At 69.5% G+C, this 25,331-nt stretch carries 35 protein-coding genes; 11 read left to right on the top strand and 24 right to left on the bottom strand.

Annotated elements, in window-relative coordinates:
* Positions 1–145: 145 nt before the first annotated feature.
* From rplO to rpsJ, 21 genes are all read right to left on the bottom strand, one after another.
* Positions 146–586 carry a 50S ribosomal protein L15 gene (gene rplO / locus ACXJKB_RS10830; RefSeq protein WP_300049852.1) on the bottom strand — a complete coding sequence of 147 codons (441 nt, stop codon included), beginning with the start codon at positions 584–586 and terminating at the stop codon, positions 146–148.
* 1 nt (position 587) lies between these two features.
* Complete coding sequence (gene rpmD / locus ACXJKB_RS10825; RefSeq protein WP_056599717.1) at positions 588–770, bottom strand: 50S ribosomal protein L30; 183 nt, start codon at positions 768–770, stop codon at positions 588–590.
* On the bottom strand, positions 770–1,393 hold the full coding sequence (gene rpsE, locus ACXJKB_RS10820) for a 30S ribosomal protein S5 (protein WP_457188167.1): 624 nt from the start codon (positions 1,391–1,393) through the stop codon (positions 770–772). Before rpsE ends, rpmD begins: the two co-directional genes overlap by 1 nt.
* 40 nt (positions 1,394–1,433) lie before the next feature.
* Positions 1,434–1,817 (bottom strand): 50S ribosomal protein L18, encoded by a 384-nt coding sequence (gene rplR, locus ACXJKB_RS10815; RefSeq protein ID WP_457188165.1) that lies wholly within the window; start codon positions 1,815–1,817, stop codon positions 1,434–1,436.
* Between the two features lies 1 nt (position 1,818).
* Entirely contained in the window at positions 1,819–2,361 is a 543-nt protein-coding gene (rplF, locus tag ACXJKB_RS10810) for a 50S ribosomal protein L6 (RefSeq protein WP_300049844.1), read from the bottom strand.
* Between the two features lie 34 nt (positions 2,362–2,395).
* A complete protein-coding gene (gene rpsH / locus ACXJKB_RS10805) occupies positions 2,396–2,815 on the bottom strand; it encodes a 30S ribosomal protein S8 (RefSeq protein ID WP_300049842.1) in 420 nt (139 codons plus the stop codon).
* Positions 2,816–2,885: 70 nt separating this feature from the next.
* Positions 2,886–3,071: a type Z 30S ribosomal protein S14 gene (locus tag ACXJKB_RS10800; protein ID WP_011757321.1), complete on the bottom strand. Its 186-nt coding sequence runs from the start codon at positions 3,069–3,071 to the stop codon at positions 2,886–2,888.
* Between the two features lies 1 nt (position 3,072).
* Positions 3,073–3,639, bottom strand: coding sequence for a 50S ribosomal protein L5 (gene rplE, locus ACXJKB_RS10795; protein WP_457188162.1), 567 nt, complete (start codon positions 3,637–3,639; stop codon positions 3,073–3,075).
* A 1-nt stretch (position 3,640) separates the two neighbouring features.
* The gene (rplX, locus tag ACXJKB_RS10790; protein WP_457188160.1) at positions 3,641–3,982 is read right to left on the bottom strand and encodes a 50S ribosomal protein L24; all 342 of its coding nucleotides are present in this window, start codon (positions 3,980–3,982) and stop codon (positions 3,641–3,643) included.
* Positions 3,983–3,996: 14 nt separating this feature from the next.
* The gene (gene rplN / locus ACXJKB_RS10785; protein WP_056887123.1) at positions 3,997–4,365 is read right to left on the bottom strand and encodes a 50S ribosomal protein L14; all 369 of its coding nucleotides are present in this window, start codon (positions 4,363–4,365) and stop codon (positions 3,997–3,999) included.
* A 103-nt stretch (positions 4,366–4,468) separates the two neighbouring features.
* A complete protein-coding gene (rpsQ, locus tag ACXJKB_RS10780; RefSeq protein WP_300049831.1) occupies positions 4,469–4,753 on the bottom strand; it encodes a 30S ribosomal protein S17 in 285 nt (94 codons plus the stop codon).
* Entirely contained in the window at positions 4,750–4,992 is a 243-nt protein-coding gene (rpmC, locus tag ACXJKB_RS10775; RefSeq protein ID WP_204811325.1) for a 50S ribosomal protein L29, read from the bottom strand. Before rpmC ends, rpsQ begins: the two co-directional genes overlap by 4 nt.
* Entirely contained in the window at positions 4,992–5,411 is a 420-nt protein-coding gene (gene rplP / locus ACXJKB_RS10770; protein WP_129426329.1) for a 50S ribosomal protein L16, read from the bottom strand. Before rplP ends, rpmC begins: the two co-directional genes overlap by 1 nt.
* Positions 5,412–5,416: 5 nt before the next feature.
* The gene (gene rpsC, locus ACXJKB_RS10765) at positions 5,417–6,235 is read right to left on the bottom strand and encodes a 30S ribosomal protein S3 (protein ID WP_457188156.1); all 819 of its coding nucleotides are present in this window, start codon (positions 6,233–6,235) and stop codon (positions 5,417–5,419) included.
* Entirely contained in the window at positions 6,235–6,684 is a 450-nt protein-coding gene (gene rplV, locus ACXJKB_RS10760; RefSeq protein ID WP_191194626.1) for a 50S ribosomal protein L22, read from the bottom strand. The genes rpsC and rplV overlap by 1 nt, the downstream gene beginning before the upstream one ends.
* Positions 6,681–6,962, bottom strand: coding sequence for a 30S ribosomal protein S19 (rpsS, locus tag ACXJKB_RS10755; RefSeq protein ID WP_056906592.1), 282 nt, complete (start codon positions 6,960–6,962; stop codon positions 6,681–6,683). Before rpsS ends, rplV begins: the two co-directional genes overlap by 4 nt.
* 5 nt (positions 6,963–6,967) lie before the next feature.
* Positions 6,968–7,804 carry a 50S ribosomal protein L2 gene (rplB, locus tag ACXJKB_RS10750; RefSeq protein WP_129453376.1) on the bottom strand — a complete coding sequence of 279 codons (837 nt, stop codon included), beginning with the start codon at positions 7,802–7,804 and terminating at the stop codon, positions 6,968–6,970.
* A 24-nt stretch (positions 7,805–7,828) separates the two neighbouring features.
* On the bottom strand, positions 7,829–8,134 hold the full coding sequence (rplW, locus tag ACXJKB_RS10745; RefSeq protein WP_457188153.1) for a 50S ribosomal protein L23: 306 nt from the start codon (positions 8,132–8,134) through the stop codon (positions 7,829–7,831).
* Entirely contained in the window at positions 8,131–8,997 is an 867-nt protein-coding gene (gene rplD / locus ACXJKB_RS10740) for a 50S ribosomal protein L4, sunset domain variant (RefSeq protein ID WP_457188151.1), read from the bottom strand. The genes rplW and rplD overlap by 4 nt, the downstream gene beginning before the upstream one ends.
* A 2-nt stretch (positions 8,998–8,999) precedes the next feature.
* Entirely contained in the window at positions 9,000–9,665 is a 666-nt protein-coding gene (rplC, locus tag ACXJKB_RS10735) for a 50S ribosomal protein L3 (protein ID WP_457188149.1), read from the bottom strand.
* 8 nt (positions 9,666–9,673) lie between these two features.
* Positions 9,674–9,982: a 30S ribosomal protein S10 gene (rpsJ, locus tag ACXJKB_RS10730; RefSeq protein WP_008360994.1), complete on the bottom strand. Its 309-nt coding sequence runs from the start codon at positions 9,980–9,982 to the stop codon at positions 9,674–9,676.
* 497 nt (positions 9,983–10,479) lie between these two features.
* On the opposite strand from rpsJ, the gene ACXJKB_RS10725 reads away from it, so the two are divergent.
* On the top strand, positions 10,480–10,821 hold the full coding sequence (locus tag ACXJKB_RS10725; RefSeq protein WP_457188147.1) for a hypothetical protein: 342 nt from the start codon (positions 10,480–10,482) through the stop codon (positions 10,819–10,821).
* Here the strand turns inward: ACXJKB_RS10725 and trmB are convergent.
* From trmB to ACXJKB_RS10710, 3 genes are read right to left on the bottom strand one after another with little or no spacing between them, the layout of a single operon-like run.
* Entirely contained in the window at positions 10,797–11,528 is a 732-nt protein-coding gene (gene trmB / locus ACXJKB_RS10720) for a tRNA (guanine(46)-N(7))-methyltransferase TrmB (RefSeq protein WP_457188145.1), read from the bottom strand. The genes ACXJKB_RS10725 and trmB overlap by 25 nt on opposite strands.
* Before the next feature lie 51 nt (positions 11,529–11,579).
* Positions 11,580–12,983, bottom strand: coding sequence for an aspartate aminotransferase family protein (locus ACXJKB_RS10715; protein WP_457188143.1), 1,404 nt, complete (start codon positions 12,981–12,983; stop codon positions 11,580–11,582).
* Positions 12,980–13,438, bottom strand: coding sequence for an Lrp/AsnC family transcriptional regulator (locus ACXJKB_RS10710; RefSeq protein WP_457188141.1), 459 nt, complete (start codon positions 13,436–13,438; stop codon positions 12,980–12,982). The genes ACXJKB_RS10715 and ACXJKB_RS10710 overlap by 4 nt, the downstream gene beginning before the upstream one ends.
* A gap of 192 nt (positions 13,439–13,630) precedes the next feature.
* Here ACXJKB_RS10710 and ACXJKB_RS10705 point away from each other — a divergent pair, with 192 nt between their 5' ends.
* The 10 genes from ACXJKB_RS10705 to ACXJKB_RS10660 all read left to right on the top strand — a co-directional run bounded on the left by ACXJKB_RS10705 (position 13,631) and on the right by ACXJKB_RS10660 (position 25,329).
* Complete coding sequence (locus ACXJKB_RS10705; protein WP_457188139.1) at positions 13,631–15,076, top strand: gamma-aminobutyraldehyde dehydrogenase; 1,446 nt, start codon at positions 13,631–13,633, stop codon at positions 15,074–15,076.
* A 92-nt stretch (positions 15,077–15,168) separates the two neighbouring features.
* Positions 15,169–16,419 carry an ABC transporter substrate-binding protein gene (locus ACXJKB_RS10700; RefSeq protein ID WP_457188137.1) on the top strand — a complete coding sequence of 417 codons (1,251 nt, stop codon included), beginning with the start codon at positions 15,169–15,171 and terminating at the stop codon, positions 16,417–16,419.
* Between the two features lies 1 nt (position 16,420).
* Entirely contained in the window at positions 16,421–17,521 is a 1,101-nt protein-coding gene (locus ACXJKB_RS10695; RefSeq protein WP_457188135.1) for an ABC transporter ATP-binding protein, read from the top strand.
* 43 nt (positions 17,522–17,564) lie between these two features.
* Entirely contained in the window at positions 17,565–18,476 is a 912-nt protein-coding gene (locus ACXJKB_RS10690) for an ABC transporter permease (protein WP_457188133.1), read from the top strand.
* Between the two features lies 1 nt (position 18,477).
* On the top strand, positions 18,478–19,362 hold the full coding sequence (locus tag ACXJKB_RS10685) for an ABC transporter permease (protein ID WP_457188131.1): 885 nt from the start codon (positions 18,478–18,480) through the stop codon (positions 19,360–19,362).
* Between the two features lie 26 nt (positions 19,363–19,388).
* Complete coding sequence (locus ACXJKB_RS10680; protein ID WP_457188128.1) at positions 19,389–20,672, top strand: saccharopine dehydrogenase family protein; 1,284 nt, start codon at positions 19,389–19,391, stop codon at positions 20,670–20,672.
* The gene (gabT, locus tag ACXJKB_RS10675; protein WP_457188126.1) at positions 20,669–22,030 is read left to right on the top strand and encodes a 4-aminobutyrate--2-oxoglutarate transaminase; all 1,362 of its coding nucleotides are present in this window, start codon (positions 20,669–20,671) and stop codon (positions 22,028–22,030) included. Before ACXJKB_RS10680 ends, gabT begins: the two co-directional genes overlap by 4 nt.
* Positions 22,030–23,487 carry an NAD-dependent succinate-semialdehyde dehydrogenase gene (locus ACXJKB_RS10670; protein WP_457188124.1) on the top strand — a complete coding sequence of 486 codons (1,458 nt, stop codon included), beginning with the start codon at positions 22,030–22,032 and terminating at the stop codon, positions 23,485–23,487. The genes gabT and ACXJKB_RS10670 overlap by 1 nt, the downstream gene beginning before the upstream one ends.
* A 7-nt stretch (positions 23,488–23,494) precedes the next feature.
* Complete coding sequence (locus tag ACXJKB_RS10665) at positions 23,495–24,856, top strand: transaminase (RefSeq protein ID WP_457188122.1); 1,362 nt, start codon at positions 23,495–23,497, stop codon at positions 24,854–24,856.
* Entirely contained in the window at positions 24,853–25,329 is a 477-nt protein-coding gene (locus ACXJKB_RS10660) for a helix-turn-helix domain-containing protein (protein WP_457188120.1), read from the top strand. The genes ACXJKB_RS10665 and ACXJKB_RS10660 overlap by 4 nt, the downstream gene beginning before the upstream one ends.
* Positions 25,330–25,331: the final 2 nt, after the last annotated feature.

Below are 25,331 nucleotides of genomic sequence, written 5' to 3'. Positions count from 1 at the left end.
CGAGACACCCTCGCCGTCGTACGGCTGAGAGCCCGGGGAAGCCTAACAGTCGGGGTTCGACCCGCTTCCCCGCTCAACGACGAAGGCCCGGCCGACAGTTCCCACTGTGCGGCCAGGCCTTCACCGGATGAGCGAGATCGTGGCCTCAGGCCACGGTCGCGGTGCCACCGGCAGCCTCGATCTTCTCCTTGGCGGAGGTCGAGAACGCGTTGGCGCTGATCTGGACAGCGACGGAGATGTCACCCTGACCCAGGACCTTGACGGGCTGGTTCTTGCGAACGGCGCCCTTCGCCACGAGGTCGTCGACGGTCACGGTGCCACCGTCGGGGAACAGCTCGCCGAGCCGGTCGAGGTTGACGACCTGGAACTCCACGCGGAAGGGGTTCTTGAAGCCCTTCAGCTTGGGCAGGCGCATGTGGATCGGCATCTGGCCACCCTCGAAGGCAGCCGGAACCTGGTAGCGCGCCTTGGTGCCCTTGGTGCCGCGGCCGGCGGTCTTGCCCTTGGAGCCCTCACCACGACCCACACGGGTCTTGGCGGTCTTGGCACCCGGAGCGGGACGCAAGTGGTGCAGCTTGAGCGTCATGTCACTCCACCTCCTCGAACGTCACCAGGTGACGGACAGTGTTGATCATGCCCCGGATCTCCGGGCGGTCTTCCTTCACGACGACGTCGCCGATCCGCTTGAGACCGAGCGACCGCAGGGTCTCGCGCTGGTTGGCCTTGAGGCCGACCAGACCACGCTTCTGCTGGACCTTGAGCTGTGCCATCAGGACTGCACCCCCGCGGTCTCGGCCTGACCCTCGGCGCGCGCCCTGAGCAGCGCGGCCGGGGTGACGTCCTCGACGCGCATGCCGCGGCGGGCGGCCACGGCCTCGGGCTCCTCGAGCATCCGCAGCGCCTCGACGGTCGCGTGGACGATGTTGATCTGGTTGGACGAGCCGAGCGACTTGCTCAGCACGTCGTGGATACCGGCGCACTCGAGGACCGCACGCACCGGGCCACCGGCGATGACGCCGGTACCGGGAGCGGCGGGACGCAGCAGGACGACGCCTGCGGCCTTCTCGCCCTGGACCGGGTGCGGGATGGTGCCCTGGATGCGGGGAACCTTGAAGAATGCCTTCTTGGCCTCCTCGACACCCTTGGCGATCGCCGCGGGAACTTCCTTCGCCTTGCCGTAGCCGACGCCGACCAGACCTTCACCGTCGCCGACGATCACGAGGGCGGTGAAGCTGAAGCGACGACCACCCTTCACGACCTTGGCGACACGGTTGATCGCCACGACGCGCTCGATGTAGGCGGTCTTGTCAGCCTGACCGCGACCGTTGTCGCGTCCGCGACGGTCACCAGACTGGCGCTCGCCACCGCGCTGTCCGCGCTGGGCTCCGCTCATGAGACTTGCTCCTTCATCATCATTGTCTTCGATCGGGCGATCAGAATTGGAGGCCGCCCTCGCGGGCGGCGTCGGCCAGGGCCGCGATGCGGCCGTGGTACTTGTTGCCGGCGCGGTCGAAGACGACGTCCTCGATACCTGCCGCCTTGGCGCGCGACGCCACCAGCTCGCCGACCAGCTTGGCCTTGGCGGTCTTGTCGCCGTCGGTGCCGCGGACGTCGGCCTCCATGGTGGAGGCGTAGGCCAGCGTGGCACCCTGCAGGTCGTCGACGACCTGCACCGAGAGGTGCTTGGCCGACTTGGTGACCACCAGGCGCGGACGCTCGGCGGTGCCGTTGATCCGCTTGCGGCCACGTGCCTGACGACGCAGGCGCGCCCGGACGCGGGTGGCGGTGTGCTTGTTGTTGCTCAGCGAGATCGCCATGTCACTTACCGGCCTTTCCGACCTTGCGACGGATGTGCTCGCCGGAGTAACGCACGCCCTTGCCCTTGTAGGGCTCGGGCTTGCGCAGCTTGCGGATCTTGGCCGCAACCTCGCCGACAAGCTGCTTGTCGATGCCGACGACGCCGAGCTTGGTCGGGCCCTCGACGGTGAAGGTGATGCCCTCGGGGGCGTCGAAGATGATCGGGTGCGAGTAGCCGAGCTGGAACTCCAGCTGGGTCGGGCCCTTGGGCAGGACGCGGTAACCGACGCCCACGATCTCGAGCTTCTTCTCGTAGCCCTCGGTGACGCCCACCACCATGTTGTTGATGAGCGTGCGGGTCAGGCCGTGGAGCGAGCGGCTGTTGCGCTCGTCGTCGGGACGCTGCACCTCGAGGATGCCGTCCTCGCCCTTGGCGACCGTGATCGGCGCGGCGATGGTGTGCGACAGGGTGCCCTTGGGCCCCTTGACCGTCACCAGCGACTCGTCGATCGCGACGTCGACACCGGACGGGACCGCGATGGGGAGCTTGCCAATGCGCGACATGCTTCTCTCTCTTCCTGGTCTCAGTTGGTCCGGGTCACCAGACGTAGGCGAGGACTTCGCCGCCCACGCCCTTCTGGTTCGCCTGGCGGTCGGTCAGCAGTCCCTGCGACGTCGAGATGATCGCGACGCCGAGGCCACCGAGGACCTTGGGCAGGTTGGTGCTCTTGGCGTAGACGCGCAGGCCGGGCTTGCTGATGCGGCGCACGCCGGCGATCGAGCGCTCCCGGTTGCGGCCGTACTTGAGCGTCACGGTCAGCGTCTTGCCGACCGAGGGCTCGCCCTCGGCGGTGACGTTGTCGGCGACGTCGTAGGAGGTGATGTAACCCTCCTGCTTGAGGATCTCCGCGAGGCCGGCCTTCATCTTGCTGTAGGGCATCGACACCGCGTCGTGGTACGCCTGGTTGGCGTTGCGCAGACGCGTGAGCATGTCTGCGATCGGGTCAGTCATCGTCATGATGTGGTTCTTTCTCGTCGTGGTTTCCCGCAGGCATCACAGCCGGGGGACCTTCAACGGGTGTGAGTGATTACCAGGAGGACTTGGTGACGCCGGGGAGCTCGCCGCGGTGGGCCATCTCCCGCAGGCAGATCCGGCACAGGCCGAACTTGCGGTAGACGGCCTTCGGGCGACCGCAGCGCTGGCAGCGGGTGTAGCCGCGGACAGCGAACTTCGGCTTGCGGGCGGCCTTGACCTTGAGAGCAGTCTTCGCCATGTCAGTTCTCCTTGAACGGGAAGCCGAGCTGCTTGAGCAGCGCCCGACCCTCGTCGTCGTTGGTGGCGGTGGTCACGATGGTGATGTCCATACCGCGCGACCGGTCGATCCTGTCCTGGTTGATCTCGTGGAACATGACCTGCTCGGTGAGACCGAAGGTGTAGTTGCCACGACCGTCGAACTGCTTCGGCGAGAGGCCGCGGAAGTCGCGGATGCGGGGCAGGGCCAGGGACAGCAGGCGGTCCAGGAACTCCCACATGCGGTCGCCGCGCAGGGTGACGTGCGCGCCGATCGGCATGCCCTCGCGCAGCTTGAACTGCGCGATCGACTTGCGGGCCTTGGTCACGGACGGCTTCTGGCCGGTGATCGCGGTGAGGTCGCGGATCGCGCCCTCGATCAGCTTCGAGTCGCGAGCAGCCTCGCCGACGCCCATGTTGACCACGATCTTGGTCAGGCCGGGCACCTGCATGATGTTGGCGATGTCGAACTCGGAGCGCAGGGCGGGGATGATCTCCTCGCGGTAGCGCGCCTTGAGACGGGGAATCTCAGTGGTCTGGGTCTCGGCCATCTCAGATCTCCTTGCCGGACTTGCGGGACACGCGGACGGACCGGGTCGCGGAGTAGGTCGAGCCGTCGGGACGGCGCTTGGTGACCTCGTCGCGGCGGAAGCCGACACGCGTGACGCCGTCGCCCTCGACGAGCATCACGTTGGAGACGTGGATGGGCGCCTCGCGGGTGATGATGCCGCCGGTGGTGTTGGTCTGCTGCACGGACTTGGTGTGGCGCTTGACGAGGTTGACACCCTCGACGATCACGCGGTCCTCCTCGCGGAGCACCGAGATGACCTTGCCCTGGGCACCCTTGTCCTTGCCAGCGATCACCTTGACGGTGTCGCCCTTCTTGATGTTCATGTCCTTACCCATCTTCAGAGCACCTCCGGGGCGAGCGAGATGATCTTCATGAAGCGCTTCTCGCGCAGCTCGCGGCCGACGGGGCCGAAGATGCGCGTGCCACGGGGCTCGCCGTCGTTCTTGAGGATGACGGCGGCGTTCTCGTCGAAGCGGATGTAGGAACCGTCGGCGCGGCGACGCTCCTTGACGGTGCGCACGATCACGGCCTTGACGACGTCGCCCTTCTTGACGTTGCCACCGGGGATCGCGTCCTTGACGGTGGCGACGATGACGTCACCGATGCCGGCGTAGCGACGCCCAGAGCCACCGAGAACACGGATGCAGAGGATCTCCTTCGCACCGGTGTTGTCGGCGACCTTGAGTCGCGACTCCTGCTGGATCATTGATTTCTCCTGGTTGTCGAGCTGGTTCTCGCCCCCTCAGAGGGGAGCGAGCCTGGCCGAACTGATATGTGGAAACTTGTGCTCGAGGCCGGGGGGCCTCAGGTCACTTGGCCTTCTCCAGCACCTCGACGAGGCGCCAGCGCTTGGTGGCCGACAGCGGACGGGTCTCCATGATGAGGACCCGGTCGCCGATGCCGCACTGGTTGGTCTCGTCGTGCGCCTTCAGACGCGACGTCTTGCGCAGCACCTTGCCGTAGAGGGCGTGCTTCACGCGGTCCTCGACGGCGACGACGATGGTCTTGTCCATCTTGTCGCTGACGACGAGGCCCTCGCGGACCTTGCGCTGGTTGCGCTCGTCGACCGACTGGGTCGCAGTGTTCTCGCTCATGCCTTCGCCTCTTCGTTGGTGCCCGGAGTGGTGCGGATGCCGAGCTCGCGCTCGCGGACCACGGTGTAGATGCGGGCGATGTCCTTCTTGACCACGCGCAGGCGGCCGTTGCTCTCCAGCTGGCCGGTCGCGGCCTGGAACCGGAGGTTGAAAAGCTCCTCCTTGGCCTCGCGCAGCTTGGCCTCGAGGGCGGGTGCGTCGAGCTCGTCGAGCTCGTGGGCGTTCAGCTTGGTAGCCATCAGAATTCACCGGCCTCACGGGAGATGAACCGGCACTTCATCGGGAGCTTGTGCATCGCACGGCGCATGGCCTCGCGAGCAGTCACCTCGTCCACACCGGAGAGTTCGAACATGACGCGGCCGGGCTTGACGTTGGCAACCCACCACTCGGGGGAACCCTTGCCTGAACCCATGCGGGTCTCGGCAGGCTTCTTGGTCAGCGGACGGTCCGGGTAGATGTTGATCCAGACCTTGCCGCCACGCTTGATGTGGCGGGTCATGGCGATACGGGCCGACTCGATCTGTCGGTTGGTCACGTAGTGACCCTCGATCGCCTGGATGCCGAAGTCACCGAACGCCAGCGTGGTGCCACCCTTGGCAGCGCCACGACGCTTGGGGTGGTGCTGCTTGCGGTGCTTGACGCGACGGGGCATCAACATGAGGTTCAGGCCTCCTGTCCGGTGCTCGGTGCAGCCTCGGCAGCCGGGGCCGCAGAGGTCTCAGCAGCGCCCTCGGCGCGAGGAGCGCGGTCGCCGCGCGAGCCACGGCTCGGACGCTCGCCGCCACGGGTGTTGGGACGACCGCCGCGGCCGGGGGCACCGGCGCGGGCAGCCTGCTGGGCCTGGCGCTCGGCACGGGTGCCGGCGACCTCGCCCTTGTAGATCCAGACCTTCACGCCGATGCGGCCGAAGGTCGTACGGGCCTCGTAGAAGCCGTAGTCGATGTCGGCGCGGAGGGTGTGCAGGGGCACGCGGCCCTCGCGGTAGAACTCCGTGCGCGACATCTCGGCGCCGTTGAGGCGACCCGAGCACTGGATCCGGATGCCCTTGGCACCGGAGCGCATCGAGGTCTGCATCGCCTTGCGCATCGCGCGACGGAACTGCACACGACCCGAGAGCTGCTCGGCGACACCCTGGGCAACCAGCTGCGCGTCGATCTCGGGGTTCTTGACCTCGAGGATGTTGAGCTGGACCTGCTTGCCGGTGAGCTTCTCGAGCTCGCCGCGGATGCGGTCCGCCTCGGCGCCGCGGCGGCCGATGACGATGCCGGGACGCGCGGTGTGGATGTCCACCCGGACGCGGTCACGCGTGCGCTCGATCTCGACCTTGGAGATGCCGGCCCGCTCCATGCCCTTGGAGAGCAGCTTGCGGATGGCGACGTCCTCACCGACGTACGACTTGTAGAGCTTGTCGGCGTACCAACGGCTCTTGTGGTCGGTGGAGATGCCCAGGCGGAACCCGTTCGGGTTGATCTTCTGGCCCATCAGGCACCCTTTCCGTTCTTCGAGGCGCGGGCCTTCTTGCCCGGCGCGGTGAGCACGTCAGCCGGCTGCACCGCGAGGGTGATGTGGCTCGTGCGCTTGTTGATGCGGGTCGCCCGACCCTGAGCACGCGGACGCCAACGCTTCATCGTCGGGCCCTCGTCGACCATCGCGACGGAGAGGACCAGGTCGGCCCGGTTGAGGCCCTCGGTCGTCTCGGCGTTGGCGACGGCGCTCTCCAGCACCTTGTAGACGGTCTCGGAGGCGGCCTGCGGCGCGAACTGCAGCAGGGTCAGGGCCTCGTCGACCTGGAGGCCGCGGACCATGTCGACGACACGGCGGGCCTTCATCGGGGTGATCCGCACGTAGCGTGCGCTCGCGTACGCACCCGGCTGGTCGCCGAGCAGCGTGGTGCGGCGCGCACTGGTGCGGCTGCGCTCGGTGGTGCTCATCGACGGCGTCCCTTCCGGTCTTCCTTGACGTGCCCGCGGTAGGTGCGGGTGGGGGCGAACTCCCCGAGCTTGTGGCCGACCATGGAGTCGGTCACGAAGACCGGGACGTGCTTGCGACCGTCGTGCACAGCGATGGTGTGGCCGATCATGTCGGGCACGATCATCGACCGGCGCGACCAGGTCTTGATGACGTTGTGGCTGCCCTTCTCGTTCTCGGCGTCCACCTTCTTCTGAAGGTGGCCGTCGACGAAGGGGCCCTTCTTGAGGCTGCGAGGCATGTCGGTTACTTCCTACCCTTGCCGGACTTGCGGCGACGAATGATCTGGGAGTCGCTGGCCTTGCGCTTGCGCGTGCGGCCCTCGGGCTTGCCCCAGGGGGAGACGGGGTGGCGACCACCGGACGTCTTGCCCTCACCACCACCGTGCGGGTGGTCGACCGGGTTCATGACGACACCGCGGACGGTCGGGCGAACGCCCTTCCACCGCATGCGGCCGGCCTTGCCCCAGTTGATGTTCGACTGCTCGGCGTTGCCGACCTCGCCGATCGTGGCGCGGCAGCGCACGTCCACGAAGCGCATCTCGCCCGAAGGCATGCGCAGCGTGGCGCGGCTGCCCTCGCGGGCGACCAGCTGGGCCGAGTTGCCGGCCGAGCGGGCGATCTTCGCGCCGCCGCCCGGACGCAGCTCCACGCAGTGGATGGTCGTACCGACCGGGATGTTGCGCAGGGGCAGGTTGTTGCCGGGCTTGATGTCGGCGTTGGGGCCGGACTCCACCGCGGTGCCCTGGGTCAGACCCTTGGGCGCGACGATGTAGCGCTTCTCGCCGTCGGCGTAGTGCAGCAGCGCGATGCGCGCGGTGCGGTTGGGGTCGTACTCGATGTGAGCGACCTTCGCCGGGACGCCGTCCTTGTCGTAGCGACGGAAGTCGATGATGCGGTAGGCGCGCTTGTGACCGCCACCCTTGTGCCGGGTGGTGATGCGGCCCTGGTTGTTGCGGCCACCGTTCTTCGGCAGCGGGCGCGTCAGCGACTTCTCGGGCGTCGACCGGGTGATCTCGACGAAGTCGGCCACCGACGAGCCACGACGGCCCGGGGTGGTCGGCTTGTACTTGCGGATAGCCATATCAGTTCCTAGTCAGGAGCCCGGTCAGGAGACCGGACCTCCGAAGATGTCGATGCGGTGACCCTCGGCGAGGCTGACGATTGCGCGCTTGGTGTTGGGACGCTTGCCCAGGCCGTACTTGGTGCGGCGCGTCTTGCCCTGGCGGTTGATCGTGTTGACCGAGGTGACCTTGACGTCGAAGACCTTCTCGACCGCGATCTTGATCTCGGTCTTGTTGGCGTCCGGGTGGACGATGAAGGTGTACTTGTTGGCGTCGAGCAGGCCGTAGCTCTTCTCCGACACGACCGGGGCGATCAGGATGTCGCGGTGGTCCTTGTGCAGGGTGCTCACTTGTCGCTCTCCTTCTCGTCGGCGCGGGTCAGGCCAGCGGCCTCGGCGTCCTCGGTGGACTTGAACCAGAAGTCGCCACCGGAGACGTCGTAGGCGGAGTCGCCCTCGACGAGGTAGGTGCCGGACTGCAGGCCCTGGACGTCGTAGCCCTTGGGGTTCTTGCCGCTCTTGAGCGGGGCCTTCGCGCCGGCCGGCAGGGCCGGCTCGTCGGTGGCCTGCTCGGAGGCGGGCGCAGCAGCCGACTCGGTCTTCGCGGCCGGAGCAGCGGAGGCGCCACCCACGAAGACGTCGTAGGCACCCTTGGTGAAGACCACGTCATCGGCGTTGAGCACGTCGTAGGTGTTGAGCTGGTCGACGGCGACGATGTGGACCTCGGGCGCGTTGCGCAGCGAGAGCCAGGTGATCGCGTCGGAACGCTCGAGCACCACGAGGTAGCCCACGCGGTCGGTCAGCGAGACCAACGAGGCCAGCGCGGCCTTGGTGGAGGGCTTGTCGCCCGACACCAGGGCGTCGACCACGTGGACGCGGTCGTTGCGGGCCCGGTCGGAGAGGGCACCGCGCAGGGCGGCGGCCTTCATCTTCTTGGGGGTGCGCTGGTCGTAGCTGCGCGGCTGCGGGCCGTGGACGATGCCACCGCCGGCGAACTGCGGCGCGCGGGTCGAGCCCTGGCGGGCGCGACCGGTGCCCTTCTGCTTGTAGGGCTTGCGTCCACCACCGCGGACCTCGCCGCGACGCTTGGTGGAGTGCGTGCCCTGACGCGCAGCGGCCTGCTGGGCCACGACGACCTGGTGGATCAGGGGAATGTTGACCTCGACGTCGAAGATCTCGGCGGGGAGGTCGACCTTGACGGTCTTGACAGCCATGCTCAGGCCTCCTGCGTCTTCTTGGCGGCCGAGCGAAGGACGACGAGACCGTTCTTGGGGCCAGGAATGGCGCCCTTGATCAGGATCAGGCCCTTGTCGGCGTCGACGGCGTGCACCGTCAGGTTCTGGGTGGTCACCGTGTCGTTGCCCATGCGGCCCGCCATGCGGGTGCCCTTGAACACGCGACCCGGGGTGGCGCAGGCGCCGATGGAGCCCGGCTTGCGGTGGTTGCGGTGCGCGCCGTGTGAGGCGGAGACACCGTGGAAGCCGTGACGCTTCATGACACCGGCGAAGCCCTTGCCCTTGCTGGTGCCGGTCACGTCGATCTCCTCGCCTGCGGCGAAGGTCTCGACGGTCAGCTCCTGGCCCACGGTGTAGGCGGCAGCGTCAGCGGTGCGGATCTCCACCATGTGGCGGCGGGGGGTGACCCCGGCCTTGGCGAAGTGACCGGCGTCGGGCGAGTTCACCTTGCGGGCCTCGATCTCGCCGAAGCCGACCTGGATGGCGTTGTAGCCGTCCACCTCGGGCTGGCGGATCTGGGTGACCACGTTGGTGCTCGCGGCGATCACGGTCACGGGGACGACCTTGTTGTTCTCGTCCCACAGCTGGGTCATGCCGAGCTTGGTGCCCAGCAGGCCCTTCACGTTGCGTTCGAAAGTCTTAGCCATGTCGCGCCTCAGAGCTTGATCTCGATGTCGACACCGGCAGGCAGGTCGAGACGCATCAGCGAGTCGACGGTCTTCGGCGTCGGGTCGATGATGTCGATCAGACGCTTGTGCGTCCGCATCTCGAAGTGCTCGCGGGAGTCCTTGTACTTGTGGGGCGAACGGATGACGCAGTACACGTTCTTCTCGGTCGGCAGCGGCACAGGGCCGGCGACCTTCGCACCCGTACGGGTGACGGTGTCCACGATCTTCCGCGCCGAGGTGTCGATCACCTCGTGGTCATAGGCCTTGAGCCTGATGCGGATCTTCTGTCCCGCCATAGGTCCCTGTCCTCTTCGATCTCGTACGCCTGGTCTGGTTTCGGCTCCCGGCCCCTGGTGGGCGAGCGCCGCCTGTCTCTCCTCCACCCTCCGACCCCCGCGGTCGGGCGTGTCGCGCCCCCAACTGAAAACATTGGGCCTCGTGACACGACCCCGGGAGGTCGGTGTAGCTCTGGGTGGCACCCGACGGTTGTCGGATCTGGTCGAGTCTCCGATCACCATGTGATCCGGTGCGGTGCACGCAGACGACTGGCTCGATCAAAGGAGACGCGATTCAGAAGTCAAGGTGTGCCGCACCCCGGCGACCCGCCGGAGCAACCGGAACATCTTGACAGACTCCGCACGCCCACGCCAAATCGCAATGACGGTGGAGCACGTGGCCCGCTCCCGATGTCCCGGGAAGTCGCCAGCCTACGCTCCGGGGCGCACGGACGGCGAACCGGCGCCGCTCGAGCAAGGCCCTTGCGGCGCCCCCGGGGCCGACCTACCGTCGGAGGATGGCCGGCCTGGTCGCGCTCGTCCTACGGGGCGTGCGCACGCGCCTCTCCCCTCCCCCGCCGGAGCCGTCGGTCCCGGCGATCGAGGAGCTCGCGGCCGCCCTGCGCCGCGTCCGGCCGCTGGTGCTCGCACCGGCGCCCGGGACGCCGATGGCCCGCCGGCGCGGGACCACGGCGGCGTACGACGACCTGCTGGGCCAGGCGGCACGCGCCCTCAGGGTGCCGGACCTGCTCACCGACCTGCGCGAGGGGACCGACCGCGAGGCCGAGCGGCTGCGGCTCGAGCACTTGCTGCGCGAGGCGGGCCTGGTGCTCGATCAGCCCCGGTCGGACCGGCGGTAGCAGAAGTCAACGATGTCGCGCTCGACGTCGCGGCCCTTGCGCTCGAACCGGGTCACCGGCCGCTCGTCCCACCGCTCCGCGGGGCCGCCCTCCAGGGTCGGTTCGGCGTCGAGGACCTCGCGCATCTGGTCGGCGTAGTCCGCCCAGTCGGTGGCCAGCCGCCACGCGCCGCCCGGCACCAGCCGGGACGAGGCGAGCGCGGCGTTGGCCGGGTTGACCAGCCGCCGCTTGCGGTGCTTGGTCTTGCGCCACGGGTCGGGGAAGAAGGTCCACAGCTCGGCGACGCTGGCCGGGCCGAGCAGGTTCTCCAGGGTCCAGACCGCGTCGACGGAGCAGAACCGCACGTTGTCGGCCCCCGCCTCGGCGACGCGCCACAGCGAGTCGGCGATGCCGGGGAGCCACACCTCGAGGGCCAGCACGTCGTGGTCGGGGCGCGCGGCAGCCAGCACCGAGGTCGCCTCGCCGATGCCCGGGCCGATCTCGACGATCAGCGGCGCCTCACGGCCGAACCACTCCGCGAGGGCGAAGCCGGGCCGGTCGACGGCCTCCTCGGGGATCACCCAGTCGGCGTGGTGGGCGGCCCACGACTCCGCCTGTCGCGGCGTGAACCGGTTGCCCCGCCGCGAGTAGGTGAGCACCTCCCGCATCCGGCGTCCGTCCGCGGTCAGCTTGTGGTGCGGGCGGGCGGGGCGTAGGGCGTCGTTCACGGGCCCATCCTCCCCGCTCCCCCGGGTCGGACGCACATCAGCGCGCGCGGGTCAGAGGTGCTCGAGGGCTCCGGTCAGCACCGAGCGCAGTCGCTGCTCGATGTCGTCGAACTCCGGCTGGCCGATGATGAGCGGCGGGGCGAGCTGGATGACGGGGTCGCCGCGGTCGTCGGCGCGGCAGTAGAGACCGGCCTCCCAGAGCGCGCCGGAGAGGTAGCCGCGCAGCAGCCGCTCCGACTCGGCGTCGTCGAACGTCTCCTTGGTCTCGCGGTCCTTGACCAGCTCGATGCCGTAGAAGTAGCCGTGGCCGCGCACGTCGCCGACGATCGGGATGTCGAGGAGCTTCTCCAGGGTCGCCCGGAACGCGGGGGCGTTCTGCTGGACGTGGTCGGTGAGGCCCTCGCGCTCGAAGATGTCGAGGTTGGCCATCGCCACCGCCGAGGAGACCGGGTGCCCCCCGAAGGTGTAGCCGTGGGCGTAGGCCGTCGTGCCCGACCTGAACGGCTCGAACAGCCGGTCGCTGGCGATCATCGCCCCGATCGGCGAGTAGCCGGAGGTCATGCCCTTGGCGCAGGTGATGATGTCGGGCTGGTAGCCGAACTCGGCCGCGCCGAACATCTCCCCCACGCGCCCGAAGGCACAGATGACCTCGTCGGAGACGAGCAGGACGTCGTACTCGTCGCAGATCTCGCGGACCCGCTCGAAGTAGCCGGGCGGCGGCGGGAAGCAGCCGCCGGCGTTCTGTACGGGCTCGAGGAAGACGGCGGCGACGGTGTCGGGGCCCTCGAACTCGATCGCCTCGGCGATGCGGTCCGCGGCCCAGCGGCCGAAGGCCTTCTCGTCGTCGCCGATGTACTCCGGGCGGCGGTAGAAGTTGGTGTTGGGGACCTTGTGGGCGCCCGGCACGAGCGGCTCGAACATCTCCTTCAGCGGCGGGATGCCGGTGATGGACAGCGCACCCTGCGGGGTGCCGTGGTAGGCCACGGCGCGGGAGATGACCTTGTGCTTGTTGGGCTTGCCGGTGAGCTTGAAGTACTGCTTGGCCAGCTTCCACGCGGACTCGACGGCCTCGCCGCCGCCGGTGGTGAAGAAGACGCGGTTGAGGTCGCCGGGCGCCATCGCGGCGATGCGGTCGGCGAGCTCGACGGCACGCGGGTGCGCGAAGGACCAGAGCGGGAAGAACGCCAGCTCCTTGGCCTGCTTCGCGGCCGCCTCGGCCAGCTCCTCGCGGCCGTGACCGACCTGGACGACGAACAGGCCGGCCAGCCCGTCGATGTACTCGCGACCGTGGCTGTCCCAGATCTTGTGGCCCTCGCCCTTCACGATCAGCGGCATCTCGCCGCCGTTCTCGTAGGTCGAGTGCCGCGTGAAGTGCAACCAGAGGTGGTCGCGGCCGGCGGCCTGGTAGTCGAAGGACTCGTCGTAGGGCTTGCCCTCGGTGGAGTGGAGGCTCATCTCGTTCCCCAGTTGTAGTGCTGCTTGTTGAGCTTGAGGTAGACGAAGGTCTCCGAGGAGACCACGCCCTCGAGCTCGCGGACCTGACGGATGACGTCGAGCAGGTGCGGGTCGTCCTCGCACACCACCTCGACGAGGAGGTCGAAGCTGCCGGCGGTGGTGACCACGTAGTCGACCTCCGGCACCTCGGCCAGGCGATCGCCGACCTTCATCGGGTCGCCCTCGGTGCGGACGCCGATCATGGCCTGGCGGGTGAAGCCGACCTGGGTGGGGTCGGTGACCGCGACGACCTGCATCACCTCGGAGTCGAGCAGCTTCTGGACCCGGGCCCGGGCGGCCGCCTCCGACAGCCCGACCGCCTTGGCGATCGCGGCGTAGGAGATCCGGCCGTCCTCCTGGAGCAGCTCGATGATGCGCTTGGCGGTCGCGTCGAGGCGGACCTGTCCCTCACCCATGCTCGTGCCCCATGCGCTCGCTCATGGCGCCATGGTGGACGGGACATCGCCCGTTCGCAAGTCACCGAGCGTGGAATCCGCATTTCCGGACTGTTAATTCCGCGATTCCCGCACAATCTTCGGCAACAAGTATGGCGATTGCGGGCCCACCCGTCCTAGTCTCCCCTCACCGCACCCGACCGGGAGGACCCCGTGACCAGCCCACGCACGCTGCGCAACTTCATCGGTGGCACGTACGTCGACGGCAGCGCCGGCGCAACGAGCGACGTCGTCGACCCGACGACCGGCCAGGTCGTCGCCCAGGCGCCCGTCAGCGGGGCGGAGGAGGTGGACGCGGCCTACGAGGCCGCCGACCGCGCCTTCGGCGAGTGGGGGCGTACGACGCCCAGCGAGCGCCAGCAGGCGCTGCTGAAGATCGCCGACGCGATCGAGTCCCACGCCGAGGAGCTGATCGACCTCGAGTCGGCCAACACCGGCAAGATCAAGGCGCTCACCGCGAGCGAGGAGATCCCGCCGATGGTGGACCAGCTCCGGTTCTTCGCCGGGGCGGCCCGCGTGCTGGAGGGCAAGGCGGCGGGCGAGTACATGGCGGGGCACACCTCGTGGATCCGTCGCGAGCCGATCGGCGTCGTCGGCCAGGTCACCCCGTGGAACTACCCGTTGCTGATGGCCGTGTGGAAGATCGGCCCGGCCCTCGCCGCCGGCAACACGGTCGTCCTCAAGCCCAGCGACACCACCCCCGAGGGCACGCTGCGGCTGGCCGAGCTCGCCTCCGAGTTCCTCCCGGCCGGGACGCTCAACGTCGTCACCGGCGACCGCGAGACCGGCCGCCTCCTCGTCGAGCACCCGACGCCCGGGCTCGTCGCGATCACCGGATCGGTCCGCGCCGGCGCCGAGGTCGCGGCGAGCGCCGCCCCGCAGGTCAAGCGGGTGCACCTCGAGCTGGGCGGCAAGGCGCCGGTCGTGGTCTTCGACGACGCCGACATCGAGGCCGCCGTCGAGGGCATCGCGATCGCCGGCTACTTCAACGCCGGCCAGGACTGCACGGCCGCCACCCGCGTCCTGGTCGCCCCCGGCATCCACGACGACTTCGTGGCGGCGCTCGCGGACTACGCGAGGGGCTCGGCACCGGTGGGCCTGCCCGACGACGAGGACGCCCTCTTCGGCCCCGTCAACAACGCCACGCAGCTGGCCCGGGTGAGCCGGTTCATCGAGGACCTGCCGTCCCACGCGACCGTGTCGGCGGGCGGCAACCGTCGTACGGACCTCGGCGACGGCTACTTCCTCGAGCCCACCGTCCTGTCCGGCCTGCGCCAGGACGACGAGGCGATCCAGAACGAGATCTTCGGCCCCGTCATCACGGTCCAGCGCTTCACCGACGAGGAGGAGGCGCTCCGCTGGGCCAACGGCGTCGACTACGGCCTGGCGTCGTCGGTGTGGACCAAGGACTTCGGCCGGGCGATGCGGATGTCGAAGGCGCTCGACTTCGGCTGCGTGTGGATCAACACCCACATCCCGCTCGTCGCGGAGATGCCGCACGGCGGCTACAAGAAGTCCGGCTACGGCAAGGACCTCTCGATGTACGGCTTCGAGGACTACACGCGCATCAAGCACGTCATGGCCAACATCGAGGGCTGAGCGGCGAGCGACCACATGGCGAGCACCATTGTCGACACAGCCACGACCACCACACCTGCACGACTCGGGGGCGAAGCGGAGGAGATGCACCGATGAGACCCATCCCGCGCCGACGGCGCCCCCAGTCCGCGCCGGCCGCAGCCCTGACCGCGGCCGCCTCAGGCGGGCTCAGCCGCCGGGCGCTGCTCGGCACCGGCGTCGCGGCGGGCGCCGGCCTGGCGCTCACCGGGTGCGCCCCGCCCGAGCCGCCCGCGGCCGGAGGCATCGCCAGCCTCGACCTGCCCACCGACGTCTCCGACAAGGAGAAGACGCTCAAGTGGGCCAACTGGACGGCGTACCTCGACATGAACGGCAAGGAGACGACGTCCCCGACCCTCTCGGCCTTCATCGAGCAGTCGGGCATCGACGTCGACTACTTCGAGGAGATCGACGACAACGACTCCTACTACGCCAAAGTCGGCCCGCAGCTGCGTGCCGGTCAGGACATCGACCGCGACATCATCACGCTGACCGACTGGATGGCAGCCCGGCTCATCCGAGACCAGGTCGTCCAGCCGCTCGAGCTGATCCAGATGCCCAACGTGGTGAGCAACCTCCTGCAGCCGCTCAAGGACGCCTCCTTCGACCCCGGCCGGCTCCACTCGATCACGTGGCAGAGCGGCTTCGCGGGCATCGGCTACAACAAGGAGAAGGTCGGTCGCGAGCTGAAGTCCCTCGACGACCTGTGGACCGACGACCTCAAGGGCCGCGTCGTCGTGCTCTCCGAGTTCCGCGACACCGCCGGCCTGGTCATGCAGTCCCAGGGCGTCGACATCGAGAGCGACTGGGGGCAGGCGGAGTTCGAGAAGGCGCTCGACTTCATCGAGCAGAAGATCGACGAGGGCTACATCCGCAAGGTGAAGGGCAACTCCTACATGGAGGACCTCACCAGCGGCAACGCGGTGGCCGGCATCACGTGGAGCGGTGACATCTTCGTCCTCGCCGCCGACACCAAGGACCCCAACTGGACCTTCACCCTGCCGGAGTCAGGCGGCACGCTCTGGTCGGACAACCTGATGGTCCCGATCACCTCGACCCACCGCTCGAACGCCCAGCGGCTGATGGACTACTACTACGAGCCGGCGGTCGCGGCGCAGGTGGCGGCGTGGGTCAACTACGTGTGTCCCGTCGAGGGCGCCCAGGCCGAGATGGAGAAGATCGACCCCGAGCTCGCCGAGAGCCCGTGGATCTTCCCGAGCGTCGAGTTCATCGAGGACAACAACGTCCAGCAGTTCCGGGTGCTCGACGCGGACGAGGACATCCTGTACGCCGACCTCTGGTCCACGAAGGTGATGGGGAACTGACATGGCCGGATTTCGCGAAGCGAGCGGCGACCTCCGGCTCGAGGGCGTCACCAAGAGGTTCGGGGACTTCACCGCCGTCGACGGCATCGACCTCCTGGTCCCCCGCGGCTCCTTCTTCGCCCTGCTCGGCCCGTCGGGCTGCGGCAAGACGACCACGCTCCGGATGATCGCCGGCCTCGAGCAGCCCACCGCCGGGCGGGTGACGATCGGTGACACCGACCTGACCGGCTCGCGGCCCTACGAGCGCCCGGTCAACACGGTGTTCCAGTCCTACGCGCTGTTCCCGCACCTGACGATCCGCGACAACGTCGCCTTCGGTCCCAAGCGGCGCAAGGTCGCCGACGCGGCCCAGCGCACCGAGGAGGCGCTGGAGCTGGTGCAGATGTCGTCCTTCGCCGCGCGCAAGCCGTCCCAGCTCTCCGGAGGCCAGCAGCAGCGGGTGGCGCTGGCGCGAGCCCTGGTCAACCACCCGGAGGTGCTGCTGCTGGACGAGCCGTTGGGCGCGCTCGACCTCAAGCTGCGCCGCGAGATGCAGGTCGAGCTCAAGCGCATCCAGACCGAGGTGGGCCTCACCTTCATCCACGTCACCCACGACCAGGAGGAGGCCATGACCATGGCCGACACCGTGGCCGTGATGCACAAGGGCCAGATCGAGCAGCTCGGCGCACCGGAGGAGCTCTACGACCTGCCCCGCACCAAGTTCGTCGCCGACTTCCTCGGGCAGGCCAACACGGGCGTCGGCACCATCAAGGACGTCGACGGCGACCACCTCGTCGTCAACGTGCTCGGCACGCCGGTCAAGATCCTCAAGTCCCGCTCCCAGGTGCACGAGGGCGAGGTGCTCTTCGGCGTCCGGCCGGAGAAGGTCACCGTGTCGCGCAGGCAGCCGGAGGGCGCTGGCAACGACGTCCGGGGCGTGGTGCGCGACGTGTCCTTCCTGGGCGTGGCCACCAGCTACCTGGTCGACATGCCGAGCGGCACGACCTGGAGCTGCTACGAGCAGAACCTCGACGTCGAGCCGCTCGACCTGCGACCCGGCGACGAGGTCTGGCTGACCTGGAACCCCGGGCACGCGTTCGGTGTCCCTGCGGAGGTCTCGTGAGCACCCCAGGCCGTCCTGCGGCACGACTCCCCGGGGACCCCGCATGAGCGCGCTCGCCCAGGTGGCCGGTGACCCGGACCTGGAGCCCGCGCCCGCGGCGCCCGAGGCCAAGCAGCGGTCCTGGACGGCCTACCTGCTGATGCTGCCGGGCGTGCTGTGGCTCGGCGTCTTCTTCCTGCTGCCGCTGGTGCAGCTCGCGTCGGTGAGCCTGCAGAGCCGCTACCCCGGCTTCCCGGGCTACTACTACCGCGACCTCAACTTCTCCAACTACGCCAGCGCCCTCACCGACTACGCCCCGCACTTCGCCCGGTCGTTCCTCTACGCCGGCCTGGCGACCTTGCTGGCGTTCGCGGTGGCGTACCCGCTGGCGTACGCCATGGCGTTCAAGGCCGGGAGGTGGCGCAACCTGATGATGATCTGCGTCATCGCGCCGTTCTTCACCTCGTTCATCCTGCGCACGTTCGCGTGGTCGCAGATCCTCGCGGACGAGGGGTGGGTGGCGAGCGTCCTCAACTTCCTGCACGTCCTCCCCAACGGGCACATCATCAACACCCCCATCGCGGTGGTCGCGGGCCTCACCTACAACTTCCTGCCGTTCATGGTGCTGCCCATCTACGCCTCGCTCGAACGCGCCGACCCGCGCGTCATCGAGGCCGGCGGCGACCTCTACGCCAACGGGTTCACGACCTTCCGGACGGTGACGCTCCCGATCTCGATGCCGGGTGTCCTCGCCGGGACGCTGCTCACCTTCATCCCGGCGGCGGGCGACTTCGTCAACATGGAGCTCCTCGGCCCCCAGCGCGGCAAGATGATCGGCAACGTCATCAACGACCAGTTCCTCGCCGTCCCCGGCGGCTACCCGGTGGCGGCGGCGCTGTCCTTCACCCTCATGGCCGCGATCCTCGTCCTGGTCTTCCTCTACGTACGCCGCTTCGGCACCGAGGAGCTGGTGTGAGATGACCACGACGACGCGCCCGACCCCACCCGCGACCACGACCCGGCCGACGGCCTACCGGCCGTCCGCCGGCAAGCGCGCCCAGGTCTGGCTGGCCAACCACTTCGCGATGATCAGCGCGATCCTGGTGCTCCTCTACCTCTTCCTCCCGGTCGCCTACACGTTCGCCTTCTCGTTCAACGACCACGGCAAGACCAACATCGTGTGGCAGGGCTTCACGTGGAAGCACTGGCAGGACCCCTGCGGCGTGCAGGGCGTGTGCGAGTCGCTGGTCACCTCGCTCGAGGTCGGCGTGATCTCCACGGTCGTGGCCACGGTCCTCGGCACGCTGATGGCGCTGGCGATGGTCCGCTACCGGTTCCGGGGCAAGGCGGCCAGCAACGTGCTGATCTTCGTGCCGATGGCCACGCCGGAGATCGTCATGGGCGCCGCGCTGCTGACGATCTTCGTGCAGGGCTTCGCCAACATCGGGATCAACCTCGGCTTCGGCACCATCGTCTTCTCGCACATCATGTTCTGCGTGAGCTTCGTGGTCGTCACGGTCAGGGCTCGCATCCAGTCCCTCGACCCACGGATCGAGGAAGCTGCCCAGGACCTCTACGCGAGCCCGATGCAGACCTTCTGGAAGGTGACCTTCCCGCTGATCCTGCCCGGCATCGCCGGTGCGGCGATGCTCGCCTTCTCGCTGTCCTTCGACGACTTCATCATCACCAACTTCGTCTCCGGCAACGAGTCGACGTTCCCCAAGTTCGTCTACGTCGCCTCGCGGCGCGGCATCCCCGCCGAGGCCAACGTCATCGGCTTCTCGATGTTCGTGATCGCCGTCCTGCTCGTCGTGGGCGCACAGGCCGTGAGCTCGCTGCGGGCCTCGAAGTACAAGAGCTGACCCCCTTCCCCACTAGGAGAGATCGAGTGCCTGAACCCATGCGCGTGCTGATGGTCGGTGCCGGTGGCGTCGGTGACGCCGCGGCCCGGATCGCGGTGGAGCGCGACTTCTTCGAGGCCTGGGTGGTGGCCGACTACGACGTCGAGCGGGCCGAGCGCACCGTCGAGGCGGCACGCGGACGTCGTACGGGCGAGGAGCGCTTCAGCGCCGCGCAGGTCGACGCCTCCGACGCCGAGGCGGTGACCGCGCTCGCCCGCGAGGTCCGGGCCACCCACGTCTTCAACGCCGTGGACCCGCGGTTCGTGATGCCCATCTTCACCGGGGCGCTCGCCGCGGGCGCCGACTACCTCGACATGGCGATGAGCCTGTCCGCGCGCCACCCCGAAGCCCCCTACGAGAAGGTCGGCGTGAAGCTCGGCGACGAGCAGTTCGCCCGGGCCGCGGAGTGGGAGGCGGCGGGGCGGCTCGCCCTCCTCGGCATCGGTGTGGAGCCCGGTCTTTCCGACGTGTTCGCCCGCTACGCCGCCGACGAGCTCTTCGACCACATCGACGAGCTCGGCACCCGCGACGGCGCCAACCTCGTCATCCGCGACGACCACGGCAACGAGGTGTTCGCCCCCGGTTTCTCGATGTGGACCATCATCGAGGAGTGCCTCAACCCGCCCGTGGTGTGGGAGCGGGAGCGGGGCGGTGGCGACCTGGAGGCCGGCTTCTTCACGCTGCCGCCGTTCTCCGAGCCCGAGGTGTTCGACTTCCCCGAGGGCATCGGGCCCGTCGAGTGCGTGCACGTCGAGCACGAGGAGGTGCTCCTCATGCCTCGCTGGGTCGAGGCCGACCGGGTCACCTTCAAGTACGGCCTGGGCGAGGAGATGATCGGCATCCTCCGCACCCTTCACACGCTCGGCCTCGACTCGACCGAGCCGGTGTCGGTCAAGGGGGTGCAGGTCTCGCCCCGCGACGTGGTGGCGGCGTGCCTGCCGGACCCGGCCACGATCGGCCCCCGGATGGAGGGCAAGACGTGCGCCGGGCTCCTCGTCACCGGCACCGGCAAGGACGGCGCACCCCGGTCGACGTACCTCTTCCACGTCGTCGACAACGCCGACTCGATGCGCGACTACGGCGCGCAGTGCGTGGTCTGGCAGACCGCGATCAACCCCGTCGTCGCGCTGGAGCTCCTGGCCGACGGCACCTGGTCGGGCAGCGGCGTCCTGGGGCCCGAGGCCCTGCCGCCGAAGCCCTTCCTCGACCTGCTCGCCGCACCCAAGCCAGAGGGCTACGGCTCTCCCTGGGGGATGGAGAACCGAACATGACGCTCAGCCAGCAACGGATCCTGGCCACCGAGATCCCCGGCCCGCGCTCGCAGGCGCTCCAGGCGCGCAAGGTCGCGGCCGTCTCGGCCGGCATCGGCACGACGCTGCCGGTCTACGTCGAGCAGGCGGGCGGCGGCATCCTGCGCGACGTCGACGGCAACCAGCTGATCGACTTCGGCTCGGGCATCGCCGTCACCACGGTCGGCAACGCCGCCCCGCGCGTGGTCGAGGCGGTGCAGCGCCAGGTCGCCGACTTCACCCACACCTGCTTCATGGTCACGCCCTACGAGGAGTACGTCGCAGTCTGCGAGAAGCTGGCCGACCTGACCCCGGGCGACCACGAGAAGCGGTCGGCGCTCTTCAACTCCGGGGCCGAGGCGGTGGAGAACGCCGTCAAGGTCGCGCGCCACCACACGGGCCGCGACGCGATCGTCGTCTTCGACCACGCCTACCACGGCCGCACCAACCTCACGATGGCGCTGACCGCGAAGAACATGCCTTACAAGCACGGCTTCGGGCCCTTCGCCGGCGAGATCTACCGCGCCCCCATGGCCTACCCCTACCGCTGGCCCGGTGGCGCCGAGGCGTGCGCCGACGAGGCGTTCGAGGCCTTCGTCAACACCGTCCACGCGCAGGTGGGCGAGGACCAGTGCGCCGCCGTGCTGATCGAGCCGATCCAGGGTGAGGGCGGCTTCATCGTGCCGCCGCCGGGCTGGCTGCCGCGCGTCGCCGACTGGTGCCGCGAGCAGGGCATCCTGCTGATCGCCGACGAGATCCAGACCGGCTTCGCGCGCACCGGCGACTGGTTCGCGTCCGACCACGAGGGGGTCGTCCCGGACCTGGTGACCACCGCCAAGGGCATGGCCGGCGGCCTGCCCCTGGCAGCCGTCACGGGTCGTGCGGACGTGATGGACTCCGTCCACGTCGGCGGCCTCGGCGGCACCTACGGCGGCAACCCCGTCGCCTGCGCCGCTGCGCTCGCCGCGATCGAGACCATGGAGGCCGAGGACCTGCCCGCCCGCGCACGTGAGATCGAGGCCGCCTTCCTGCCGCGGCTCCGCGCCCTCGCCGAGCGCCACCCCGACCGGGTGGGCGACGTCCGCGGACGCGGCGCCATGCTGGCGGTCGAGCTGGTCAGCGACGGCCCGGGACGTACGCCGGACGCCGCGCTCGCAGGCGCCGTGCACCGGGCCTGCTCGGCGCAGGGGCTGGTCACGCTGACGTGCGGCACCTTCGGCAACGTGTTCCGGTTCCTGCCACCGCTCGCGATCGGCGACGACCTGCTCGCCGAGGGGCTCGACGTGTTCGAGGCCGCCTTCGAGGAGGCGGTCGGTGGCCCTGGTGGCAGGGTGGGGTGATGGCCGTGACTGACTCCGTGATCGAGACCGTTCCCACCCAGCTCCTCATCGGCGGCGACTGGGTCGACGCCACGGGAGGCGCGACCTTCGAGGTGCACAACCCGGCCGACGCCGGCGTCCTCACGCGCGTCGCCGACGCCAGGCCGGAGGACGGCCAGCGCGCCCTCGCCGCCGCCGCGGAGGCCCAGCAGGAGTGGCGTGCCACCGAGCCGCGCAAGCGGGGCGAGGTGCTGCGCAGCGCGTTCGAGCTGCTCACCGAGCGGGCCGACGACTTCGCCCGGCTGATGACCCTGGAGATGGGCAAGACGCTGGCCGAGGCGAGGGGCGAGGTGACCTACGGCGCCGAGTTCTTCCGGTGGTTCTCCGAGGAGGCCGTCCGCATCCACGGGCGCTACTCCCCCGCGCCCGCCGGCAACACGCGGCTGATCACCATGAAGGGGCCGGTCGGCCCGACGCTGATGATCACGCCCTGGAACTTCCCGCTCGCGATGGGGACCCGCAAGATCGGGCCCGCCATCGCCGCCGGCTGCACGATGGTGGTCAAGCCCGCCGCCGAGACCCCCCTCACGATGCTCGCCCTGGCGGCGCTGCTCGAGGAGGTCGGCCTGCCGGCCGGCGTGCTCAACGTCCTCACCACCACCGACTCCGGCGGCGTCTGCGAGCCGATCATCAAGGACCCGCGTCTCCGCAAGCTCACCTTCACCGGGTCCACCGTGGTCGGCAAGAAGCTCGTCGCCCAGGCCTCCGACCAGCTGCTGCGGGTGTCGATGGAGCTCGGCGGCAACGCACCCTTCCTCGTCTTCGAGGACGCCGACCTCGACGCCGCGGTCGACGGCGCGATGCTGGCCAAGATGCGCAACATCGGCGAGGCCTGCACCTCGGCCAACCGGTTCCTGGTGCACGAGTCGGTCGCCGACGAGTTCTCCCGCCGGTTCGCCGAGCGCATGGGAGCCCTGACGGTCGGGGACGGCACGGAGGACGGGGTGGACGTGGGTCCGCTCATCACCGAGAAGGCCCGCGCCGGCGTCCACGAGCTCGTCGAGGACGCCGTCTCCGCCGGTGCGCGGACGCTCGTCGGCGGCGCGGTCCCCGACGGTGCCGGACACTTCTACCCGCCCACGGTCCTGGTCGACGTACCCGCCTCGGCACGGGTGTTCCGCGAGGAGATCTTCGGGCCGGTCGCGCCGGTCTCCACCTTCGGCGACGAGGACGAAGCGGTCCGGCGGGCCAACGACACCGAGTACGGCCTGGTCGCCTACGTCTTCACCCGCGACCACGCCCGCGTGCTCCGCGTCAGCGAGGCGCTGGACTTCGGCATGGTCGGCGTCAACACCGGCATCGTGTCCAACCCCGCCGCCCCGTTCGGCGGCGTCAAGCACTCGGGGTTCGGCCGCGAGGGCGGCTTCGAGGGCATCGAGGAGTACCTCGAGACCAAGTACGTCGGCAGCGCCTTGTGAGGCGCCCGTGACGACGGTCGACCGGTCCCGGCTGGCCGCCCTGCACGCGGAGGAGGAGCAGCGCTTCGTCGACCTGCACCCCACCTCGGCGCGGCTGGCGAAGGAGGCGGGCGAGCACCTGCTGGCGGGCGTCCCGATGCCGTGGATGACCCGCTGGCCGGGCTCCTTCCCGCTGTTCGTCGAGTCGGCGGCGGGAGGACGCTTCACCGACGTCGACGGCATCGACTTCGTCGACCTGTGCCTCGGCGACACGGGCTCGATGACGGGCCACTGCCTGCCGGCGGTGGCCGAGGCGGTGCGCGAGCGCACCGAGCGTGGCATCACCACGATGCTCCCCTCGACGGACGCCGCGTGGGTCGCCGGTGAGCTCAGCCGCCGCTTCGGCCTGCCCCGGTGGCAGATGGCGATGACGGCCACCGACGCCAACCGCTTCGTGCTCCGGTTCGCCCGCCACCTCACCGGCCGGCCCCGGATCGCGGTGATGGACTGGTGCTACCACGGCACGGTCGACGAGACGCTCGGCGTCCTCGAGCACGGTCGTGCGGGCGACCGGGTCGTCGCGCGGCCCGGCGCGCTGGGACCGCAGGTCGACGTCGCCACCACCACCGCGGTGGTGCCGTTCAACGACCTCGACGCCCTCGACGCGCGGCTCGCGCGGGGCGACGTCGCGTGCCTGCTGATGGAGCCGGCGCTCACCAACATCGGCATCGTGCTGCCCGACGACGGCTACCTCGCCGGCGTCCGGGAGGTGACCCGGCGCCACGGTGTGCTGCTCGTCAACGACGAGACGCACACGATCTGCGCCGGCCCGGGCGGCGCGACCGCAGCCTGGGGCCTCGACCCCGACCTCGTGGTCATCGGCAAGCCCATCGGAGGTGGCATCCCGGTCGCGGCCTACGGCATGACCGAGGAGGTCGCCTCGCGGCTCGAGGGTCCGATGCTCGGGCACGACATCGACGTCGCCGGCGTCGGCGGCACCCTGTCGGGGTCGGCGCTCGCGATGGCCGCCGTGCGGACCACCCTCTCCACCGCCCTGCGGCAGGAGGACTTCGACGTCTCGATCCCGCTCGCCGAGCAGTTCACCGACGGCATCCGGGACGTCATCGCCCAGCACGAGCTGCCGTGGCACGTCCAGCGGCTCGGCTGCCGGGCGGAGTACTGGTTCTGCCCGCCGCCGCGCACCGGCGCGGAGGCCGCGGCCGCCGTCGACGAGGAGCTCGACGCGTTCTTCCACCTCTGGACCGTCAACCGCGGCGTCCTGCTGGCGCCGTTCCACAACATGTCGCTCTTCTCGCCGTTCCACGACCGGTCGGACGTCGACGCGCACACGTCGGCGTTCCGCGGCGCCGTGGAGGCGCTGCTCGGATGACGGGGCGCACGACCGGGCCACGACGCGTCCCCGGCGACGTGCTGGTGCACCTGCGCCGCACGCGCGACCACCTCGACCGGCACTTCGCCGAGCCCTTCGACCTCGACCACCTCGCGCAGCTCGCCGGGATGAGCCGCTACCACTTCATCCGGTCCTTCGCGATGACCTACGGCCCGACGCCGGCGGCGTACCTAGCCGAGCGTCGCGTCGAGCGGGCCCAGGACCTTCTGCGTGCGGCCAACCTGACCGTCACCGAGGTCTGCCACGCCGTCGGCTACAGCAGCCTCGGCTCGTTCAGCTCCCGCTTCCGCGAGATCGTCGGCGAGAGCCCCAGCGACTTCCAGCGGCGCTACGCCGCGGTCGGGAACCCGCGCATCCCCGGGTGCTACGTCTTCATGGCCGGACTCGTCGAGAAGCGCGGTGCTGGCACGACCGCAACGCAGGAGAAGCAGGACGGCGCCGGTCCTTCATAGGC

It is taken from the genome of Nocardioides sp. P5_E3, from assembly GCF_054049275.1.
This window is presented reverse-complemented; position numbering and strand designations above follow the sequence as displayed.

Bases quoted from the DNA above. Each gene is read 5' to 3' on its own strand.
- rpsH (WP_300049842.1), bottom strand. From the start codon at position 2,815: ATGACGATGACTGACCCGATCGCAGACATGCTCACGCGTCTGCGCAAC.
- rpmC (WP_204811325.1), bottom strand. From the start codon at position 4,992: ATGGCTACCAAGCTGAACGCCCACGAGCTCGACGAGCTCGACGCACCC.
- ACXJKB_RS10715 (WP_457188143.1), bottom strand. From the start codon at position 12,983: ATGAGCCTCCACTCCACCGAGGGCAAGCCCTACGACGAGTCCTTCGAC.
- rplP (WP_129426329.1), bottom strand. From the start codon at position 5,411: ATGTTGATGCCCCGTCGCGTCAAGCACCGCAAGCAGCACCACCCCAAG.
- rpsJ (WP_008360994.1), bottom strand. From the start codon at position 9,982: ATGGCGGGACAGAAGATCCGCATCAGGCTCAAGGCCTATGACCACGAG.
- rplD (WP_457188151.1), bottom strand. From the start codon at position 8,997: ATGGCTGTCAAGACCGTCAAGGTCGACCTCCCCGCCGAGATCTTCGAC.
- ACXJKB_RS10690 (WP_457188133.1), top strand. From the start codon at position 17,565: ATGAGCGCGCTCGCCCAGGTGGCCGGTGACCCGGACCTGGAGCCCGCG.
- ACXJKB_RS10670 (WP_457188124.1), top strand. From the start codon at position 22,030: ATGGCCGTGACTGACTCCGTGATCGAGACCGTTCCCACCCAGCTCCTC.
- ACXJKB_RS10800 (WP_011757321.1), bottom strand. From the start codon at position 3,071: ATGGCGAAGACTGCTCTCAAGGTCAAGGCCGCCCGCAAGCCGAAGTTC.
- rplR (WP_457188165.1), bottom strand. From the start codon at position 1,817: ATGGCGATCTCGCTGAGCAACAACAAGCACACCGCCACCCGCGTCCGG.
- ACXJKB_RS10685 (WP_457188131.1), top strand. From the start codon at position 18,478: ATGACCACGACGACGCGCCCGACCCCACCCGCGACCACGACCCGGCCG.
- rplC (WP_457188149.1), bottom strand. From the start codon at position 9,665: ATGGCTAAGACTTTCGAACGCAACGTGAAGGGCCTGCTGGGCACCAAG.
- rplV (WP_191194626.1), bottom strand. From the start codon at position 6,684: ATGAGCACCACCGAGCGCAGCCGCACCAGTGCGCGCCGCACCACGCTG.
- rpsS (WP_056906592.1), bottom strand. From the start codon at position 6,962: ATGCCTCGCAGCCTCAAGAAGGGCCCCTTCGTCGACGGCCACCTTCAG.
- rplO (WP_300049852.1), bottom strand. From the start codon at position 586: ATGACGCTCAAGCTGCACCACTTGCGTCCCGCTCCGGGTGCCAAGACC.
- ACXJKB_RS10710 (WP_457188141.1), bottom strand. From the start codon at position 13,438: ATGGGTGAGGGACAGGTCCGCCTCGACGCGACCGCCAAGCGCATCATC.
- rpmD (WP_056599717.1), bottom strand. From the start codon at position 770: ATGGCACAGCTCAAGGTCCAGCAGAAGCGTGGTCTGGTCGGCCTCAAG.
- ACXJKB_RS10700 (WP_457188137.1), top strand. From the start codon at position 15,169: ATGAGACCCATCCCGCGCCGACGGCGCCCCCAGTCCGCGCCGGCCGCA.
- rpsC (WP_457188156.1), bottom strand. From the start codon at position 6,235: ATGGGCCAGAAGATCAACCCGAACGGGTTCCGCCTGGGCATCTCCACC.
- rplX (WP_457188160.1), bottom strand. From the start codon at position 3,982: ATGAACATCAAGAAGGGCGACACCGTCAAGGTGATCGCTGGCAAGGAC.
- gabT (WP_457188126.1), top strand. From the start codon at position 20,669: ATGACGCTCAGCCAGCAACGGATCCTGGCCACCGAGATCCCCGGCCCG.
- rplF (WP_300049844.1), bottom strand. From the start codon at position 2,361: ATGTCGCGCATTGGCAAGCTCCCCATCGCGGTCCCGTCCGGTGTCGAC.
- ACXJKB_RS10725 (WP_457188147.1), top strand. From the start codon at position 10,480: ATGGCCGGCCTGGTCGCGCTCGTCCTACGGGGCGTGCGCACGCGCCTC.
- rplE (WP_457188162.1), bottom strand. From the start codon at position 3,639: ATGGCCGAGACCCAGACCACTGAGATTCCCCGTCTCAAGGCGCGCTAC.
- rpsE (WP_457188167.1), bottom strand. From the start codon at position 1,393: ATGAGCGGAGCCCAGCGCGGACAGCGCGGTGGCGAGCGCCAGTCTGGT.
- ACXJKB_RS10660 (WP_457188120.1), top strand. From the start codon at position 24,853: ATGACGGGGCGCACGACCGGGCCACGACGCGTCCCCGGCGACGTGCTG.
- rpsQ (WP_300049831.1), bottom strand. From the start codon at position 4,753: ATGAGCGAGAACACTGCGACCCAGTCGGTCGACGAGCGCAACCAGCGC.
- ACXJKB_RS10695 (WP_457188135.1), top strand. From the start codon at position 16,421: ATGGCCGGATTTCGCGAAGCGAGCGGCGACCTCCGGCTCGAGGGCGTC.
- rplN (WP_056887123.1), bottom strand. From the start codon at position 4,365: ATGATCCAGCAGGAGTCGCGACTCAAGGTCGCCGACAACACCGGTGCG.
- rplB (WP_129453376.1), bottom strand. From the start codon at position 7,804: ATGGCTATCCGCAAGTACAAGCCGACCACCCCGGGCCGTCGTGGCTCG.